General features: G+C 56.8%; 12 protein-coding genes. 4 read left to right on the top strand and 8 right to left on the bottom strand.

Annotation, left to right across the window (positions count from 1 at the left end; all coding sequences use genetic code 11):
- The first annotated feature begins 52 nt into the window (after positions 1–52).
- Positions 53–1,903 carry a dihydroxy-acid dehydratase gene (ilvD, locus tag SP68_RS24990; protein WP_008807979.1) on the top strand — a complete coding sequence of 617 codons (1,851 nt, stop codon included), beginning with the start codon at positions 53–55 and terminating at the stop codon, positions 1,901–1,903.
- A gap of 2 nt (positions 1,904–1,905) precedes the next feature.
- On the top strand, positions 1,906–3,450 hold the full coding sequence (gene ilvA / locus SP68_RS24985; protein ID WP_008807978.1) for a threonine ammonia-lyase, biosynthetic: 1,545 nt from the start codon (positions 1,906–1,908) through the stop codon (positions 3,448–3,450).
- Here the strand turns inward: ilvA and ilvY are convergent.
- On the bottom strand, positions 3,447–4,337 hold the full coding sequence (gene ilvY / locus SP68_RS24980; protein WP_012543253.1) for an HTH-type transcriptional activator IlvY: 891 nt from the start codon (positions 4,335–4,337) through the stop codon (positions 3,447–3,449). The genes ilvA and ilvY overlap by 4 nt on opposite strands.
- A gap of 154 nt (positions 4,338–4,491) precedes the next feature.
- On the opposite strand from ilvY, the gene ilvC reads away from it, so the two are divergent.
- Complete coding sequence (gene ilvC / locus SP68_RS24975; RefSeq protein ID WP_008807976.1) at positions 4,492–5,967, top strand: ketol-acid reductoisomerase; 1,476 nt, start codon at positions 4,492–4,494, stop codon at positions 5,965–5,967.
- 202 nt (positions 5,968–6,169) lie between these two features.
- Here ilvC and ppiC (SP68_RS24970) read toward each other — a convergent pair whose 3' ends face one another.
- Together ppiC (SP68_RS24970) and ppiC (SP68_RS24965) are read right to left on the bottom strand one after the other, a co-directional pair.
- Positions 6,170–6,451, bottom strand: coding sequence for a peptidylprolyl isomerase PpiC (gene ppiC, locus SP68_RS24970; protein WP_002883180.1), 282 nt, complete (start codon positions 6,449–6,451; stop codon positions 6,170–6,172).
- Between the two features lie 51 nt (positions 6,452–6,502).
- Positions 6,503–6,784, bottom strand: coding sequence for a peptidylprolyl isomerase PpiC (gene ppiC, locus SP68_RS24965; protein ID WP_008807974.1), 282 nt, complete (start codon positions 6,782–6,784; stop codon positions 6,503–6,505).
- Positions 6,785–6,896: 112 nt separating this feature from the next.
- On the opposite strand from ppiC (SP68_RS24965), the gene rep reads away from it, so the two are divergent.
- A complete protein-coding gene (gene rep / locus SP68_RS24960) occupies positions 6,897–8,918 on the top strand; it encodes a DNA helicase Rep (RefSeq protein ID WP_012543251.1) in 2,022 nt (673 codons plus the stop codon).
- Between the two features lie 4 nt (positions 8,919–8,922).
- Here rep and SP68_RS24955 read toward each other — a convergent pair whose 3' ends face one another.
- From SP68_RS24955 to rhlB, 5 genes are all read right to left on the bottom strand, one after another.
- Positions 8,923–9,645, bottom strand: a complete 723-nt coding sequence (locus tag SP68_RS24955) for a DUF554 domain-containing protein (RefSeq protein ID WP_032732167.1) — start codon at positions 9,643–9,645, stop codon at positions 8,923–8,925.
- A gap of 62 nt (positions 9,646–9,707) precedes the next feature.
- Positions 9,708–10,706, bottom strand: coding sequence for an amidohydrolase family protein (locus tag SP68_RS24950; RefSeq protein ID WP_008807971.1), 999 nt, complete (start codon positions 10,704–10,706; stop codon positions 9,708–9,710).
- A 130-nt stretch (positions 10,707–10,836) separates the two neighbouring features.
- Positions 10,837–11,763 carry a LysR family transcriptional regulator gene (locus tag SP68_RS24945; RefSeq protein WP_040970757.1) on the bottom strand — a complete coding sequence of 309 codons (927 nt, stop codon included), beginning with the start codon at positions 11,761–11,763 and terminating at the stop codon, positions 10,837–10,839.
- A 19-nt stretch (positions 11,764–11,782) separates the two neighbouring features.
- Positions 11,783–13,291, bottom strand: a complete 1,509-nt coding sequence (gppA, locus tag SP68_RS24940; protein WP_162500021.1) for a guanosine-5'-triphosphate,3'-diphosphate diphosphatase — start codon at positions 13,289–13,291, stop codon at positions 11,783–11,785.
- A gap of 118 nt (positions 13,292–13,409) precedes the next feature.
- Complete coding sequence (gene rhlB / locus SP68_RS24935; protein WP_008807968.1) at positions 13,410–14,675, bottom strand: ATP-dependent RNA helicase RhlB; 1,266 nt, start codon at positions 14,673–14,675, stop codon at positions 13,410–13,412.
- Positions 14,676–14,883 lie beyond the last annotated feature (208 nt).

Here is a 14,883-nt window from a genome sequence, read left to right as displayed (position 1 = left end):
GGGACGGCACGCACCGTCCCATTTAATAAACAGAGATGGGAGTAAAAAGAGCATGCCTAAGTACCGTTCCGCCACCACCACACATGGCCGCAACATGGCGGGCGCCCGCGCGTTGTGGCGCGCAACCGGAATGACCGATGCCGATTTCGGCAAACCGATTATCGCCGTCGTCAACTCCTTTACCCAGTTTGTCCCCGGGCACGTGCACCTGCGCGATCTCGGCAAACTGGTTGCCGAGCAGATTGAAGCGGCAGGCGGTGTCGCCAAAGAATTTAACACCATCGCGGTGGATGATGGGATCGCCATGGGCCACGGGGGTATGCTCTATTCACTGCCATCCCGCGAGCTGATCGCTGACTCGGTCGAGTACATGGTTAACGCCCACTGCGCCGATGCCATGGTCTGTATCTCCAACTGCGACAAAATCACTCCGGGGATGCTGATGGCCTCTCTGCGCCTGAACATTCCGGTGATCTTTGTTTCCGGCGGCCCAATGGAAGCCGGGAAGACCAAGCTGTCAGATAAAATCATCAAGCTCGACCTGGTGGATGCGATGATCCAGGGGGCGGATCCGAAAGTGTCCGACGAACAGAGTAACCAGGTGGAACGTTCCGCTTGTCCGACCTGTGGTTCCTGTTCCGGGATGTTCACCGCGAACTCCATGAACTGCCTGACCGAAGCGCTGGGCCTGTCACAGCCGGGTAACGGCTCGCTGCTGGCGACCCACGCCGATCGTAAGGAGCTGTTCCTGAACGCCGGTAAACGTATCGTGGAGCTGACCAAACGCTACTACGAGCAGGATGACGCTTCCGCCCTGCCGCGCAATATCGCCAGCAAGGCGGCATTTGAAAACGCCATGACCCTCGATATCGCGATGGGCGGTTCAACCAATACCGTACTGCACCTGCTGGCGGCGGCGCAGGAAGCCGAAATCGACTTCACCATGAGCGATATCGACAAACTGTCCCGCAAGGTCCCGCAGCTGTGTAAAGTGGCGCCGAGTACGCAGAAATACCATATGGAAGACGTGCACCGGGCTGGTGGCGTTCTGGGCATTCTGGGCGAGCTGGACCGCGCGGGGTTACTCAACCGCGATGTGAAAAACGTCCTTGGCCTGACGCTGCCGCAGACCCTGGAACAGTACGATGTAATGGTGACCCAGGACGACGCGGTGAAAAAAATGTTCCGCGCCGGCCCGGCCGGGATCCGTACCACCCAGGCGTTCTCGCAGGATTGCCGCTGGGATACGCTGGATGACGATCGCGCCGAGGGATGTATCCGTTCTCTGGAACATGCCTACAGTAAAGACGGTGGCCTGGCGGTCCTGTACGGTAACTTTGCCGAAAACGGCTGTATCGTCAAAACCGCTGGTGTGGACGATAGCATCCTGAAATTTACCGGCCCGGCGAAAGTTTATGAAAGCCAGGACGAAGCGGTTGATGCCATCCTCGGCGGCAAAGTCGTGGAAGGCGACGTCGTGGTTATTCGCTATGAAGGGCCGAAAGGCGGGCCGGGGATGCAGGAAATGCTCTATCCGACCACCTTCCTGAAGTCCATGGGTCTTGGCAAAGCGTGCGCGCTGATCACCGATGGCCGTTTCTCCGGCGGCACCTCCGGGCTTTCCATCGGCCACGTATCGCCGGAAGCGGCGAGCGGCGGCAACATCGCGATCATCGAAGATGGCGACATGATTGCTATCGATATTCCGAACCGCGGTATTCAGCTGCAGCTCAGCGATGCAGAAATCGCCGCCCGTCGCGAAGCGCAGGAAGCGCGTGGCGATAAGGCGTGGACGCCGAAAGACCGCGAGCGCCAGGTCTCCTTTGCACTGCGCGCTTATGCCAGCCTCGCGACCAGCGCCGACAAGGGCGCGGTGCGCGATAAATCAAAACTGGGTGGCTAATTATGGCGGACTCACAACCCCTGTCCGGTGCCCCTGAGGGCGCCGAATACCTGAGAGCAGTGCTGCGCGCGCCAGTTTATGAAGCGGTGCAGAAAACGCCGCTGCAAAAAATGGAGAAGCTCTCTTCGCGGCTGGATAACGTTATTCTGGTCAAACGCGAAGATCGCCAGCCGGTACACAGCTTTAAGCTGCGCGGCGCCTACGCGATGATGTCCAGCCTGACGGCGGAACAGAAATCGAATGGGGTGATCACGGCATCGGCAGGCAACCATGCGCAGGGAGTGGCTTTCTCAGCCTCCCGGCTTGGGGTTAAAGCGCTGATCGTGATGCCGGTAGCGACCGCCGATATCAAAGTCGATGCCGTTCGCGGTTTTGGCGGCGAAGTGCTGCTGCATGGCGCCAACTTTGACGAAGCGAAGGCGAGAGCGATTGAGCTGGCGCAGCAGCAGGGCTTTACCTGGGTGCCGCCGTTTGATCACCCGATGGTGATCGCCGGTCAGGGAACCTTGGCGCTGGAGCTGCTGCAGCAGGATGCCCACATCGACCGTGTATTCGTCCCGGTGGGCGGCGGCGGTCTGGCGGCGGGCGTGGCGGTGCTGATCAAGCAGCTGATGCCGCAGATTAAAGTGATAGCGGTGGAAGCGGAAGATTCGGCGTGTCTGAAAGCGGCGCTGGATGCCGGCCATCCGGTGGATCTGCCGCGCGTCGGTTTGTTTGCTGAAGGCGTGGCGGTGAAGCGCATCGGCGATGAAACCTTCCGTTTGTGCCAGGAGTATCTGGACGACATCATCACTGTCGACAGCGACGCTATTTGCGCGGCGATGAAAGATCTGTTCGAAGATGTGCGGGCGGTGGCGGAGCCTTCCGGCGCGCTGGCGCTGGCGGGGATGAAGAAATATGTCGCCCAGCACAATATTCGCGGCGAGCGACTGGCTCATATTCTGTCCGGGGCCAACGTTAACTTCCACGGCCTGCGCTACGTGTCTGAGCGCTGCGAGCTCGGGGAACAGCGCGAAGCGCTGCTGGCGGTGACGATCCCGGAAGAGAAGGGCAGCTTTCTGAAGTTTTGCCAGCTGCTGGGCGGGCGCTCGGTGACGGAGTTCAACTACCGCTTTGCTGATGCTAAAGACGCCTGCATTTTTGTCGGGGTACGCCTGAGTCGCGGGCTGGAGGAGCGGAAAGAGATCCTTCAGTTACTGAACGATGGCGGCTACAGCGTCGTTGACCTTTCCGATGACGAAATGGCCAAGCTCCATGTGCGCTATATGGTCGGCGGTCGGCCGTCCAAAGCGCTGCAGGAGCGGCTGTTCAGCTTCGAGTTCCCTGAATCGCCGGGGGCGCTGCTGAAGTTCCTGCACACCCTTGGCACCCACTGGAATATTTCGCTGTTCCACTACCGTAGCCACGGCACCGACTATGGTCGGGTGTTAGCGGCCTTTGAGCTGGGCGAGCACGAGCCGGACTTTGAAACCCGCCTTAATGAACTGGGCTATGAGTGCCACGATGAAACGCATAACCCGGCGTTCCGCTTTTTCCTCGCGGGCTAGTGGTTAGGCAGGATTTTCCAGAAAGCATCAATAAGCGGCTCATGCAGCCGCTTTTTTTGTGCGCAAACGCCCAGCTCAAACGGGGTTTGCTCATCACTGCGCTCCAGAATCATCACCCGGTTGCGTACCGGTTCCGGGCTGTTTTCCAGTACCACCTCCGGTAGCAGCGCCACGCCGCAGCCGAGGGCGACCATCGACACCATCGCTTCGTGTCCCCCGACGGTGGCATAGATCGACGGGTTGCTGATTTTATGGCGTCGAAACCACAGCTCGATGCGCCGACGTACCGGCCCCTGGTCAGCCATGATAAACGGCACTGTCGACCAGTCCGGACGCTCGACGGTCACCTGGTTACGCACCGGGCAGGGAAGCGCCGGGGCAATTAACACCACGGCGAGGTTCTCCAGCATCGAAAACGCCACCGATCCCGGCAGGGTCTCTGGTTTACCGGCAATCGCCAGGTCGGCTTCGCCGGTGACGACCTTCTCCATGGCGTCAGCGGCATCGCCGGTCGATAATTTTATCTCAACCGAAGGATGCGCGGCGCGAAAGCGGTCGAGGATCGGCGGCAGATGGCTATAAGCGGCGGTGACAGAGCAGAAGATATGCAGCTCGCCGGAGAGCGACGGTCCCTGCTGATCGATGGCGTGGCGAAGCTGCTGATACTGCAGTAAGGTCTGCTGGGCAAAGGTGCGTAACTCTTCCCCGGCTTCGGTGAGCGTCACCGTGCGATTATCACGCACGAACAGCGGCTGGCCGAGGTCCTCTTCCAGGCGTTGGATCTGCCGCGAAAGGGTCGAAGGACTGACGTGCATGGCCCGCGCGCTGCGGCCAAAATGGCGGCTTTCCGCCAGATGCAGAAAGGTTTTCAGATCGCGTAAATCCACGGCGCGTACTCCCCGATTTTGTATTTCATAAATTGCAACGTGACGTTGTGAATATATCAATTTCCGCAATAAAATTCCTGTCATATAGTAAGTTCATTCTCGCAAAAGCGAACCGAACAATAAGCACGACAACACAACATCACGAGGTATCACCATGGCTAACTACTTCAACACACTGAATCTGCGCCAGCAGCTGGCACAGCTGGGCAAATGCCGCTTTATGGGGCGCGATGAATTTGCCGATGGCGCAAGCTATCTTCAGGGTAAAAAAGTAGTCATCGTCGGCTGTGGCGCGCAGGGCCTGAACCAGGGTCTGAACATGCGTGATTCCGGCCTGGATATCTCCTATGCGTTGCGTAAAGAAGCGATTGCCGAGAAGCGCGCTTCCTGGCGTAAAGCGACCGAAAACGGCTTCAAAGTCGGTACCTATGAAGAGCTGATCCCGCAGGCCGACCTGGTGGTTAACCTGACGCCGGACAAACAGCACTCTGACGTTGTGCGTTCCGTACAGCCGCTGATGAAAGACGGCGCGGCGCTGGGTTACTCCCACGGCTTCAACATCGTTGAAGTGGGCGAGCAGATCCGCAAAGACATCACCGTGGTGATGGTGGCGCCGAAGTGCCCGGGTACCGAAGTTCGTGAAGAGTACAAACGCGGTTTCGGCGTGCCGACGCTTATCGCCGTCCACCCGGAAAACGATCCGAAAGGCGAAGGCATGGCTATTGCCAAAGCCTGGGCAGCGGCGACCGGCGGCCATCGTGCGGGCGTTCTGGAATCCTCCTTCGTGGCGGAAGTGAAATCTGACCTGATGGGCGAGCAGACCATCCTCTGCGGCATGCTGCAGGCGGGTTCTCTGCTGTGCTTCGACAAGCTGGTGGCGGAAGGTACCGATCCGGCGTATGCGGAAAAACTGATTCAGTTCGGCTGGGAAACCATCACCGAAGCGCTGAAGCAGGGCGGTATTACCCTGATGATGGATCGCCTCTCTAACCCGGCGAAACTGCGCGCTTATGCGCTGTCCGAACAGCTGAAAGAGATCATGGCACCGCTGTTCCAGAAACACATGGACGACATCATCTCCGGCGAATTCTCCTCCGGTATGATGGCAGACTGGGCGAACGATGATAAGAAACTGCTGACCTGGCGCGAAGAGACCGGCAAAACCGCGTTCGAAACCGCCCCGCAGTATGAAGGCAAAATCGGCGAGCAGGAGTACTTCGATAAAGGCGTGCTGATGATCGCGATGGTGAAAGCGGGCGTTGAGCTGGCGTTCGAAACCATGGTTGATTCCGGCATCATCGAAGAGTCCGCTTACTATGAATCACTGCACGAGTTGCCGCTGATCGCGAACACTATCGCCCGTAAGCGTCTGTATGAAATGAACGTGGTTATCTCTGATACCGCAGAGTACGGTAACTACCTGTTCTCTTACGCTTGCGTACCGCTGCTGAAAGAGTTCATGACCACTCTGCAGACCGGCGACCTGGGCAAAGCGATTGCTGAAGGCGCGGTAGATAACGCTCAGCTGCGCGATGTGAACGAAGCGATTCGCAGCCACGCTATCGAGCAGGTAGGTAAGAAACTGCGCGGTTATATGACTGATATGAAACGTATCGCGGTAGCCGGCTAATTCCTCGTCGTCTTTCGACTTGCCGATGCGTTGGCTACGGTACGTACACCCCAGTCACATAGTAATCTATGTTCCTGGGGATGTACTTCCTTGCCGCCTTCCGGCAAGCCGAAATCCATAGAGGAATGGATTTGTTTAGTCGGCCTGATAAGCGAAGCGCCATCAGGCAGAAACCCGGAGATTAAGATCCCCGGGTTTTTTATTATTTCCGGTATAGCACTTTGATGATGTGGTAGCCGAACTGGGTATGCAGCGGGCCGGTTGGCTCCAGTTCCGGGCAGGAGAAGACCACTTTATCGAAGGCCGGTACCATCTGGCCCTGGCGGAACTCACCCAGATCGCCGCCGCGTTTGCCTGACGGACAAATGGAGTGTTTCTTTGCCAGCTTGCCGAAATCGGCGCCGTTTTTGAGCTGCTCGAGCAGATCGAGCGCCAGTTTCTCTTCTTTTACCAGGATGTGCAGTGCTGCCGCGGTTTTAGCCATGATTGCGCCTTGATTGAGTTGGGATAAATCAGGGCGCCATAGTAGCACGCGTTACCGGCGATACAGCACCTTGATGATATGGTAGCCAAATTTGGTTTTCACCGGGCCATAGGGTTTGAGCAGCGGACAGCTGAAGACAGCTTGATCAAACGGGCCGACCATCGTCCCCTGCGGGAATTCGCCTAAATCACCGCCATGACGTCCGGACGGACACTTTGAGTAACGCTTCGCCAGATGATCGAAGCTGATGCCCCGTTCCAGTTTGGCGAGGATCTCGTGCGCCAGTTTCTCTTCTTTAACCAGAATATGCAGGGCCGCTGCGCTTTTTGCCATTACCAGATCCTCAGGATGAATTGCGTGGCTGACACTTTACCATCAGCCGGTAAATCTCGGCCTCGCTTTCTGCTACAATCCACACCCCGTTCGAAGATTGAGCAATATTCCCATGCGTTTAAACCCTGGCCAACAACAAGCCGTCGAATTCGTTACCGGACCGTGCCTGGTGCTGGCGGGCGCCGGTTCCGGTAAGACCCGCGTTATTACGAATAAAATCGCCCACCTGATCCGCGGCTGCGGCTATCAGGCGCGCCATATCGCGGCCGTCACCTTCACCAACAAGGCCGCGCGCGAAATGAAAGAGCGCGTCGGGCAAACGCTGGGGCGCAAAGAGGCGCGCGGGCTGATGATCTCCACCTTCCACACCCTGGGCCTGGATATCATCAAACGTGAATACGCCGCGCTGGGAATGAAGTCTAACTTTTCCTTGTTCGATGATACTGACCAGGTCGCGCTGCTGAAAGAGCTCACCGAAGGGTTGATCGAAGATGACAAAGTGGTGTTGCAGCAGCTGATCTCGACGATCTCCAACTGGAAAAACGATCTGAAAACCCCGGCGCAGGCGGCGGCTGGCGCGAAAGGCGAACGGGACCGCATTTTCGCCCACTGCTATGGGCTGTACGATGCGCACATGAAGGCCTGCAACGTCCTCGATTTTGACGATCTGATCCTGTTGCCGACGCTGCTGCTGCAGCGTAATGAAGAGGTGCGCGAACGCTGGCAGAACAAGATCCGTTACCTGCTGGTGGATGAGTATCAGGATACCAACACCAGCCAGTATGAACTGGTGAAATTACTGGTGGGGCAGCGCGCGCGTTTTACCGTGGTGGGGGACGATGACCAGTCGATCTACTCGTGGCGTGGCGCGCGGCCGCAGAACCTGGTGCTGCTCAGCCAGGACTTCCCGGCGTTGCAGGTGATCAAGCTTGAACAGAACTACCGCTCCTCCGGGCGTATTCTGAAAGCCGCTAACATTTTGATCGCTAATAACCCGCACGTCTTTGAAAAGCGGCTGTTCTCAGAACTTGGCTACGGTACCGAGCTGAAAGTACTCTCCGCCAACAATGAAGATCATGAAGCGGAGCGCGTGGCCGGGGAACTGATCGCCCACCACTTTATTAATAAAACCAACTACAAAGACTACGCGATCCTTTACCGCGGCAACCACCAGTCGCGGGTCTTTGAAAAGATGCTGATGCAGAACCGCATCCCGTACAAAATCTCCGGCGGCACGTCGTTCTTCTCGCGTCCGGAAATTAAAGACCTGCTGGCCTATCTGCGCGTGCTGACCAACCCGGATGACGATAGCGCCTTCCTGCGTATCGTCAACACGCCGAAACGCGAGATCGGCCCGGCGACGCTGCAAAAGCTGGGTGAGTGGGCGATGAGCCGCAATAAAGGCTTATTCACCGCCAGCTTTGACATGGGGTTAAGCCAGACGCTGACCGGGCGCGGCTACGAATCCCTCACGCGCTTTACCCACTGGCTGCGGGAAATTCAGCAGCTGACCGAACGCGAGCCCGTTGCCGCCGTGCGCGATTTGATTCGCGGGATCGACTACGAATCCTGGCTGTATGAAACCTCGCCGAGCCCGAAAGCCGCGGAAATGCGAATGAAAAACGTCAACCAGCTGTTTACCTGGATGACCGAGATGCTGGAAGGCAGCGAAATCGATGAGCCGATGACCCTAACGCAGGTGGTCACCCGCTTTACCCTGCGGGACATGATGGAGCGCGGCGAATCGGATGAAGAGCTCGATCAGGTGCAGCTTATGACCCTCCATGCCTCAAAAGGGCTGGAGTTCCCGTATGTTTACCTGGTGGGAATGGAAGAGGGATTGCTGCCGCACCAGAGCAGCATCGATGAAGATAACGTCGATGAAGAGCGCCGGTTAGCCTACGTCGGCATCACCCGTGCGCAAAAAGAGCTGACCTTTACGCTCTGTAAGGAACGCCGACAGTATGGTGAGCTGGTGCGCCCGGAGCCAAGCCGTTTCCTGCTCGAGCTCCCGCAGGACGATCTGATATGGGAGCAGGAGCGAAAAGTTATCTCTGCGGAAGAACGTATGCATAAAGGCCAGGCCAACGTCGCGAATATTAAAGCGATGCTGGCGAAGGCGAAAAAAGGCTAACGCCTCAGGCGACAAACTGCTGCCAGGCGGCGGAGAAGGGCATTACCAGCAGCAGTGAGGGCAGCATGTTGGCGGTGGGGAAATGGCGAATACCACAAAGCCGAAAACCGGTCGCCAGCATAATGATGCCGCCGCAGGCAGTGAAATCAGCAATCATCGATGGGTTTATCAACGTCATAATAAACGTGGCGGCGAAGAACAGAATCACGAAGATGATCAGCTGAGGAATAAAAATCGTAGTGATGATGTAGCCCAGCGTGGACGCGAAAATCGCGGCAGTGAAAAAGTCGAGTATCGACTTGGTCAGCAGAATGGTTGGGTCGCCGGTCATCCCTTCGGTTAAAGCACCGAAGATGCCGGTGCCGCTGGCGCAGAACAGGATCAGCACGGCGATAAACTGATTCATAAAATCTTCCGCACTCACGCTGGCGCTGGCCTGCGCCGGGAAAATGCGCTCAATGGGCGTGCGTAGCGTTGTTCCGGCCCGCTCAATCCATTTTTCAATATTCAGCAGACCGCCGATAATCGTGCCGACAATAATGGCCAGGGCAATGGGCGGCAGATTATGCAATTTATTGACAAAGTGGATGCCCATGCTGATGGAGATCAGACCGGCAATTAGCGGCAAGGTTTTCTTGAAGTGTTCCGGAATAAAGCGATTCAGCGAGGCGCCGGCCAGCGCACCGACGAGAAGCGAGCCGCTACAGACAAATATACCTATTGCCATCATTTATTCTCCCTAATAAAAACAGGGCCTGAATATTCAGGCCCTGAAGTCTGTCTTTAATATTATTGAATGTTAAAGACGCGGCTGGCATTGCCCCAGGCAATTTTATCTTTCAGGCCCGCTTCAAGTTCTAACGGATCAAACCAGTCACAAGCCTGATGAATATCTTCATACGGATAATCGACAGAGAACATCACACGATCGGCGCCCATGACTTCAATGGCATTATTCAGCGAATGGGTATTAAAATGGCCGCTGGTGGTAACAATGAAGTTATTCTGCAGGTAGTGCATTAACGGTTTTTCCGCTTTACCCAGACCGCAGCCGAAACGCTGACGATAGAGGCGGTGCTGAGTGCGCGGCAGCATATGAACCAGCCCTTCGCCGAGGTGACCCAGTACCAGATTGAGGTTAGGATAACGATCGAACAAACCACTCATCATCAGACGGATAGCATGCACTGCCGTTTCCTGCGCAAAGCCCCACGCGGAGCCGATCAGGCTTTCGTAACCGGTGTAGATGCCGCGCGCAGGCCCTTCCAGCGGTTCGCGAGGATGCAGGTACACCGGTACGTTCAGCTCGTTGACCTTATCCCAGAAAACCAGCATCGATTCGTCATCAAGATACAGGCCATGCTCGCTATCTTTAACGTTGGTATAGCCGTTGATCAGCGCGCCTTTCATGCCTAGTTTCTTCACGGCGCGCTCCAGCTCTTCCGCCGCGGCTTCCGGGTTTTGCAAGGCCAGGGTGGCGAAAGCGCTAAATTTATCCGGATTTGGCTTCACATAATTCTCGACGATAAAATCGTTAGTATCACGAGCAAAAGAGACCGCTTTGGCTTTATCTAAAATAGATTGCGCGCCAGGTGAAGTTAGAGAAAGAATGACGTGGTCAATATGACGCTGCGCCATTTCTTCCAGCTGAATACTGCGATCCAGCAGGCGACGTTCAACGTCTTTCATATATTCTGTACCGTTACGGCCGGCTTCACCGGTTGAATCCCACAGACGGTTATTTTCAGGAGTGGAGACGTGTTCTTCTAAAGCGATTTTTCCGCGCATGATATATTCCTTGCGATATTTGTTAGTATGGCTTGATGCAAGGAGAATAAAAGCTTTCACGTATTGCCAGCAATAAACCAAACGTAATAGGGATTATCAGTAAAACTAATACAGCGGTATATTTCGCGGTTTAGATCGTAATAGATCCGCTCTGCTGAGCGGGATCGGCAAGTGCGGCGATCAGCGAACGTAGCCAGATATGCCCGGGATCGCGATGCAGCCGCTGATGCCAGACCTGACGAATGGCGATCCTGGCAAGAGGAAAAGGTAGCGGCCAGCTGCGGCAGGGATAGCGGTGGGTGATATGCCGCGCCACCTGTTCCGGGACGACGGCAATCATATCGCTTTCGGCCACCAGCTCGCCGGTACCTAAAAAGCTCGGTAATGTCAGCGCGATCCGCCGGGGCATACTGTGCTCATCAAGCCGCTTATCCATATCGCCGTGGGCAGTCCCCTCCACGCGGATCGCCAGATGCTTTTCCTGCCGCCAGTCTTCGGCACGAAGCTGGGTTCGAATACGTGGGTGATTTTCCGCCGCCAGGCAGACATACGATTGATCGAAGAGATGCTGCTGGTAGACGCTATCCGGAAGCTGCGTCAGGTAGCCGATCGCGAGATCACACTTCCCGGATTCGAGGGCGTTGAGGGTCTGCTCATCCAGATTTTGTACCGTAAAGGTGATCCCGTCTGCCGCCTGCTGCTGGAGCGCAATTTGCAGCAAAGGCAACAGCGTCATTTGACTGATATCGGTCATTCCGATCGTGAAGTTACGCTGGCTCTGCTGGGGAAGAAATTCAGGTTTGACGGCTAAATCGTTATCGGCAAGCTGGAGAAGGGTAAATACAGTCGGGGCGATCGCGTCCGCTCGCGGCGTCGGCATCATCCGCTGTCCCACCCGGACAAACAACGGGTCAGCAAAATGATCCCGTAGTTTTTTCAGCAAAAGGCTGCCGGTGGGTTGGCTGATATTCAGCGCGTCAGCCGCCGGGGAGACATTGCCTAGCCGGTAGAGCGCGGAGAAAAAGCGTAGCGATTTGAAATCCAGTTCTTCCCGCATCCGCCCTCCTGGCTGGATATTATCTTGGCGTATCGCCGCTGATGACCCGTAGCGTCCAGTGGACGTAGCTTTGCCATTGACACTCCTGATCGACCATTTCCCGGCCAAGCGGATGTTCAGCCAGCCAGTTCTCCGGCAGCGTCAGCGTTAACTGGTCGTCGTGAGCGGCCAACTGAATGGCCGGCAACAAATCGTCGCGCCGCCGGCTGGCAAACAGGATCGCCAGTCGCAGCAGGCGACACAGATGTTCGGCCACTCGCGGCGGGACCGCATTCTGCTGATGAAGCGAAGACAGGTCGATGGCGTTGGTCTGATTCAGGAGCAGCGTGGCAATCAACTTCTTCTGCGCCGGGGTAAAGCCGGGCAGGTCGAGGTTATTGACCAGATAAGCCGCGTGCTGCGGCGCGCGCTTGAAATCCACACTCAGCCCAATTTCATGCAGCGAGCAGGCGCTGAGGAGTAAATCGCGGCTCAGCGGGTCCAGCTCCCAGCTGCCATCCAGCTGACTGAGCAGATGGCTGGCCAGACTGGCGACGCGCTGGGCCTGCTCGGTGTCGATCATAAAACGGCGCTGAATATTGCGCAGGGTGCGGCTGCGGATGTCCTGTTCGACAGAGAGATGCAGCATGCCGTATACCAGACCTTCGCGTAACGCGCCGCCTGCCAGGGTCATACACTGAATATTCAGTTCGCTGAAGATAGCGATCAGGATCGCCAGCCCGCTCGGGAACACCAGCGCCCGCTCAAGGGTTAAGCCTTCGATCTCCAGCTCTTCCAGACGTCCGCACTGGATGGCGCGCTGTTTAAGCTGCTGGAGTTTGGCGAGGGTGATGCGTTCATCCATCCCCTGCGCCATCATAATTTCCTGCAGCGCCTGAACGGTGCCGGAAGCGCCGACGCACACTTTCCATCCGTGATAGCGCAGCACATCGGCGATGGGTAATAACACCTCGCGCGCGGCCGCTTCGGCGAGATCGAAATTCTCTTTCGTCAGGCTACGGTCGGCAAAATAGCGTTCAAGCCAGGTCACACAGCCCATCGACAGACTGAACAGCGAGGTCGTTTGCGCACCGGTGCCGGTCACCAGCTCGGTGCTGGCGCCGCCGATATCGACCACCAGACGCTGATCGGCGCCGCCGGTGGTGTGGGCGACACCCTGGTAAATCAGGCGCGCTTCTTCTTCGCCGCTGATCACCTGCACTGGTGTGCCGAGGATCTCTTGCGCTTTCGCCAGAAACTCCTCTGCATTGACGGCAAGACGTAGCGTGGCGGTGGCCACGACGCGGATTTGCGTCGGTGGAATATCCTGCAGGCGTTCGGCAAACAGGCGTAAGCACTGCCAGCCGCGCTCCATCGCTTCCGCGGAGAGCGTGTTGTCGCTATTCAGACCGGCGGCCAGACGAACCTTACGCTTAATACGGCTCAGCGTCTGGATGCTGCCCGCCACCTCGCGCACCACCAACATATGGAAACTGTTGGAACCCAAATCAATGGCGGCATACAGCGAGGTGGAGCTCATACTCTTCATCGTTCAGAAGGCTCCCTGGTTGGCGGAGCGTTTAGGCCCGGTCCACATCACTGAGCGGGTTGCCAGAGGAAGGTCGCCCTGGCTGATTCTGAATGATTGAGCGTATGGCATAGATTTCTTAACCTGAACGACGACGATTGCGCGGTGGACCGTTGCGGCGCGGGCCGTTGCCTGGGCGCGCACGGGTCAGACGCAGCGGCTTAGGCAGGTCGGTCATCAGCGCGTCCGGGTTGTACTTACTGACCGGGATCGAGTGACCAATATAGGTTTCGATTGCCGGCAGGTTCAGCGCGTACTCTTCGCAGGCGAGGCTGATAGAGTTGCCGCTGGCGCCAGCGCGGCCGGTGCGGCCGATGCGGTGAACGTAATCTTCGCAGTCGTCCGGCAGATCGTAGTTAAAGACGTGGGTCACGGCCGGAATATGTAAGCCGCGCGCAGCAACGTCAGTTGCGACCAGAATATCGAGATCGCCACGAGTAAATTCGTCGAGAATACGCAGACGCTTTTTCTGCGCCACGTCGCCGGTCAGCAGACCTACACGATGGCCGTCAGCGGCGAGATGACCCCAGATATCTTCACAACGGTGCTTGGTGTTGGCGAAGATGATGGCGCGATCGGGCCACTCTTCTTCCAGCAGCGTCTGCAGCAGGCGCATTTTTTCTTCGTTGGAAGGGTAGAACAGCTCTTCTTTAATACGGTGGCCCGTTTTCTGTTCCGGTTCCACTTCGACATATTCGGCGTTGTTCATCTGCTCGAACGCCAGTTCGCGAACGCGATAAGAAAGAGTCGCGGAGAACAGCATGTTCAGGCGCTGCGTCGCCGGCGGCATGCGGCGGAACAGCCAACGGATATCTTTAATAAAGCCGAGATCGTACATGCGATCGGCTTCGTCCAGTACGACGACCTGAATGGCGCCGAGGTTAATGTGGTTCTGTTTCGCGTAATCGATCAGACGACCAGTGGTACCGATAAGAATATCGACACCGCTTTCCAGCACTTTCAGCTGCTTGTCGTAGCCGTCGCCGCCGTAAGCCAGACCCAGCTTCAGACCGGTGGCCTGCGCCAGCGGTTCAGCATCCGCGTGGATCTGTACCGCCAGTTCACGCGTTGGTGCCATAATTAGCGCGCGCGGTTGGTTAACCTGGCGATCGGCGATAGCCGGGTGAGAGAGAAGATAATGAAACGTTGACGTCAGGAACGCCATCGTTTTACCGGTACCGGTTTGCGCCTGCCCGGCGACATCGCGGCCTTCCAGCGTCAGCGGAAGGGCGAGGGCCTGAATGGGTGTGCAATTATGAAACCCTTTCTTTTCAAGGGCTTCAATGACTGCCGGGTGCAGGGCGAAGTCGGAAAACTTCTGTTCTGTTAAATGTGTTTTGCTCATAGTGTGGTAGAATATCAGCTAACTATTGCATTAAGAAAGCGTATCCGGTGAAATAACGTCAACCTTTCGTTGGCGGTGTACGAAATTATTCAAGGTACGTCTACGGTAACTGAACGAATCCAGGATAGCTTAGACTACTAAGCGAGTCGGGAGCGATAAATCTGCAGCATGCAGTTCGCGTTCGGGCACCCTGGCGTCAACAGGCGAG

The organism is Klebsiella variicola (assembly GCF_000828055.2).
Taxonomy (GTDB): Bacteria; Pseudomonadota; Gammaproteobacteria; order Enterobacterales; family Enterobacteriaceae; genus Klebsiella; species Klebsiella variicola.
Note: the sequence above shows the minus strand (reverse complement) of the source record. Positions and strands in the feature narration are given on the sequence as shown.

Bases quoted from the DNA above. Each gene is read 5' to 3' on its own strand.
- ppiC (WP_002883180.1), bottom strand. From the start codon at position 6,451: ATGGCTAAAACCGCGGCAGCACTGCACATCCTGGTAAAAGAAGAGAAA.
- SP68_RS24945 (WP_040970757.1), bottom strand. From the start codon at position 11,763: ATGCGGGAAGAACTGGATTTCAAATCGCTACGCTTTTTCTCCGCGCTC.
- rep (WP_012543251.1), top strand. From the start codon at position 6,897: ATGCGTTTAAACCCTGGCCAACAACAAGCCGTCGAATTCGTTACCGGA.
- ilvC (WP_008807976.1), top strand. From the start codon at position 4,492: ATGGCTAACTACTTCAACACACTGAATCTGCGCCAGCAGCTGGCACAG.
- ppiC (WP_008807974.1), bottom strand. From the start codon at position 6,784: ATGGCAAAAAGCGCAGCGGCCCTGCATATTCTGGTTAAAGAAGAGAAA.
- gppA (WP_162500021.1), bottom strand. From the start codon at position 13,291: ATGAAGAGTATGAGCTCCACCTCGCTGTATGCCGCCATTGATTTGGGT.
- SP68_RS24950 (WP_008807971.1), bottom strand. From the start codon at position 10,706: ATGCGCGGAAAAATCGCTTTAGAAGAACACGTCTCCACTCCTGAAAAT.
- SP68_RS24955 (WP_032732167.1), bottom strand. From the start codon at position 9,645: ATGGCAATAGGTATATTTGTCTGTAGCGGCTCGCTTCTCGTCGGTGCG.
- rhlB (WP_008807968.1), bottom strand. From the start codon at position 14,675: ATGAGCAAAACACATTTAACAGAACAGAAGTTTTCCGACTTCGCCCTG.
- ilvA (WP_008807978.1), top strand. From the start codon at position 1,906: ATGGCGGACTCACAACCCCTGTCCGGTGCCCCTGAGGGCGCCGAATAC.
- ilvD (WP_008807979.1), top strand. From the start codon at position 53: ATGCCTAAGTACCGTTCCGCCACCACCACACATGGCCGCAACATGGCG.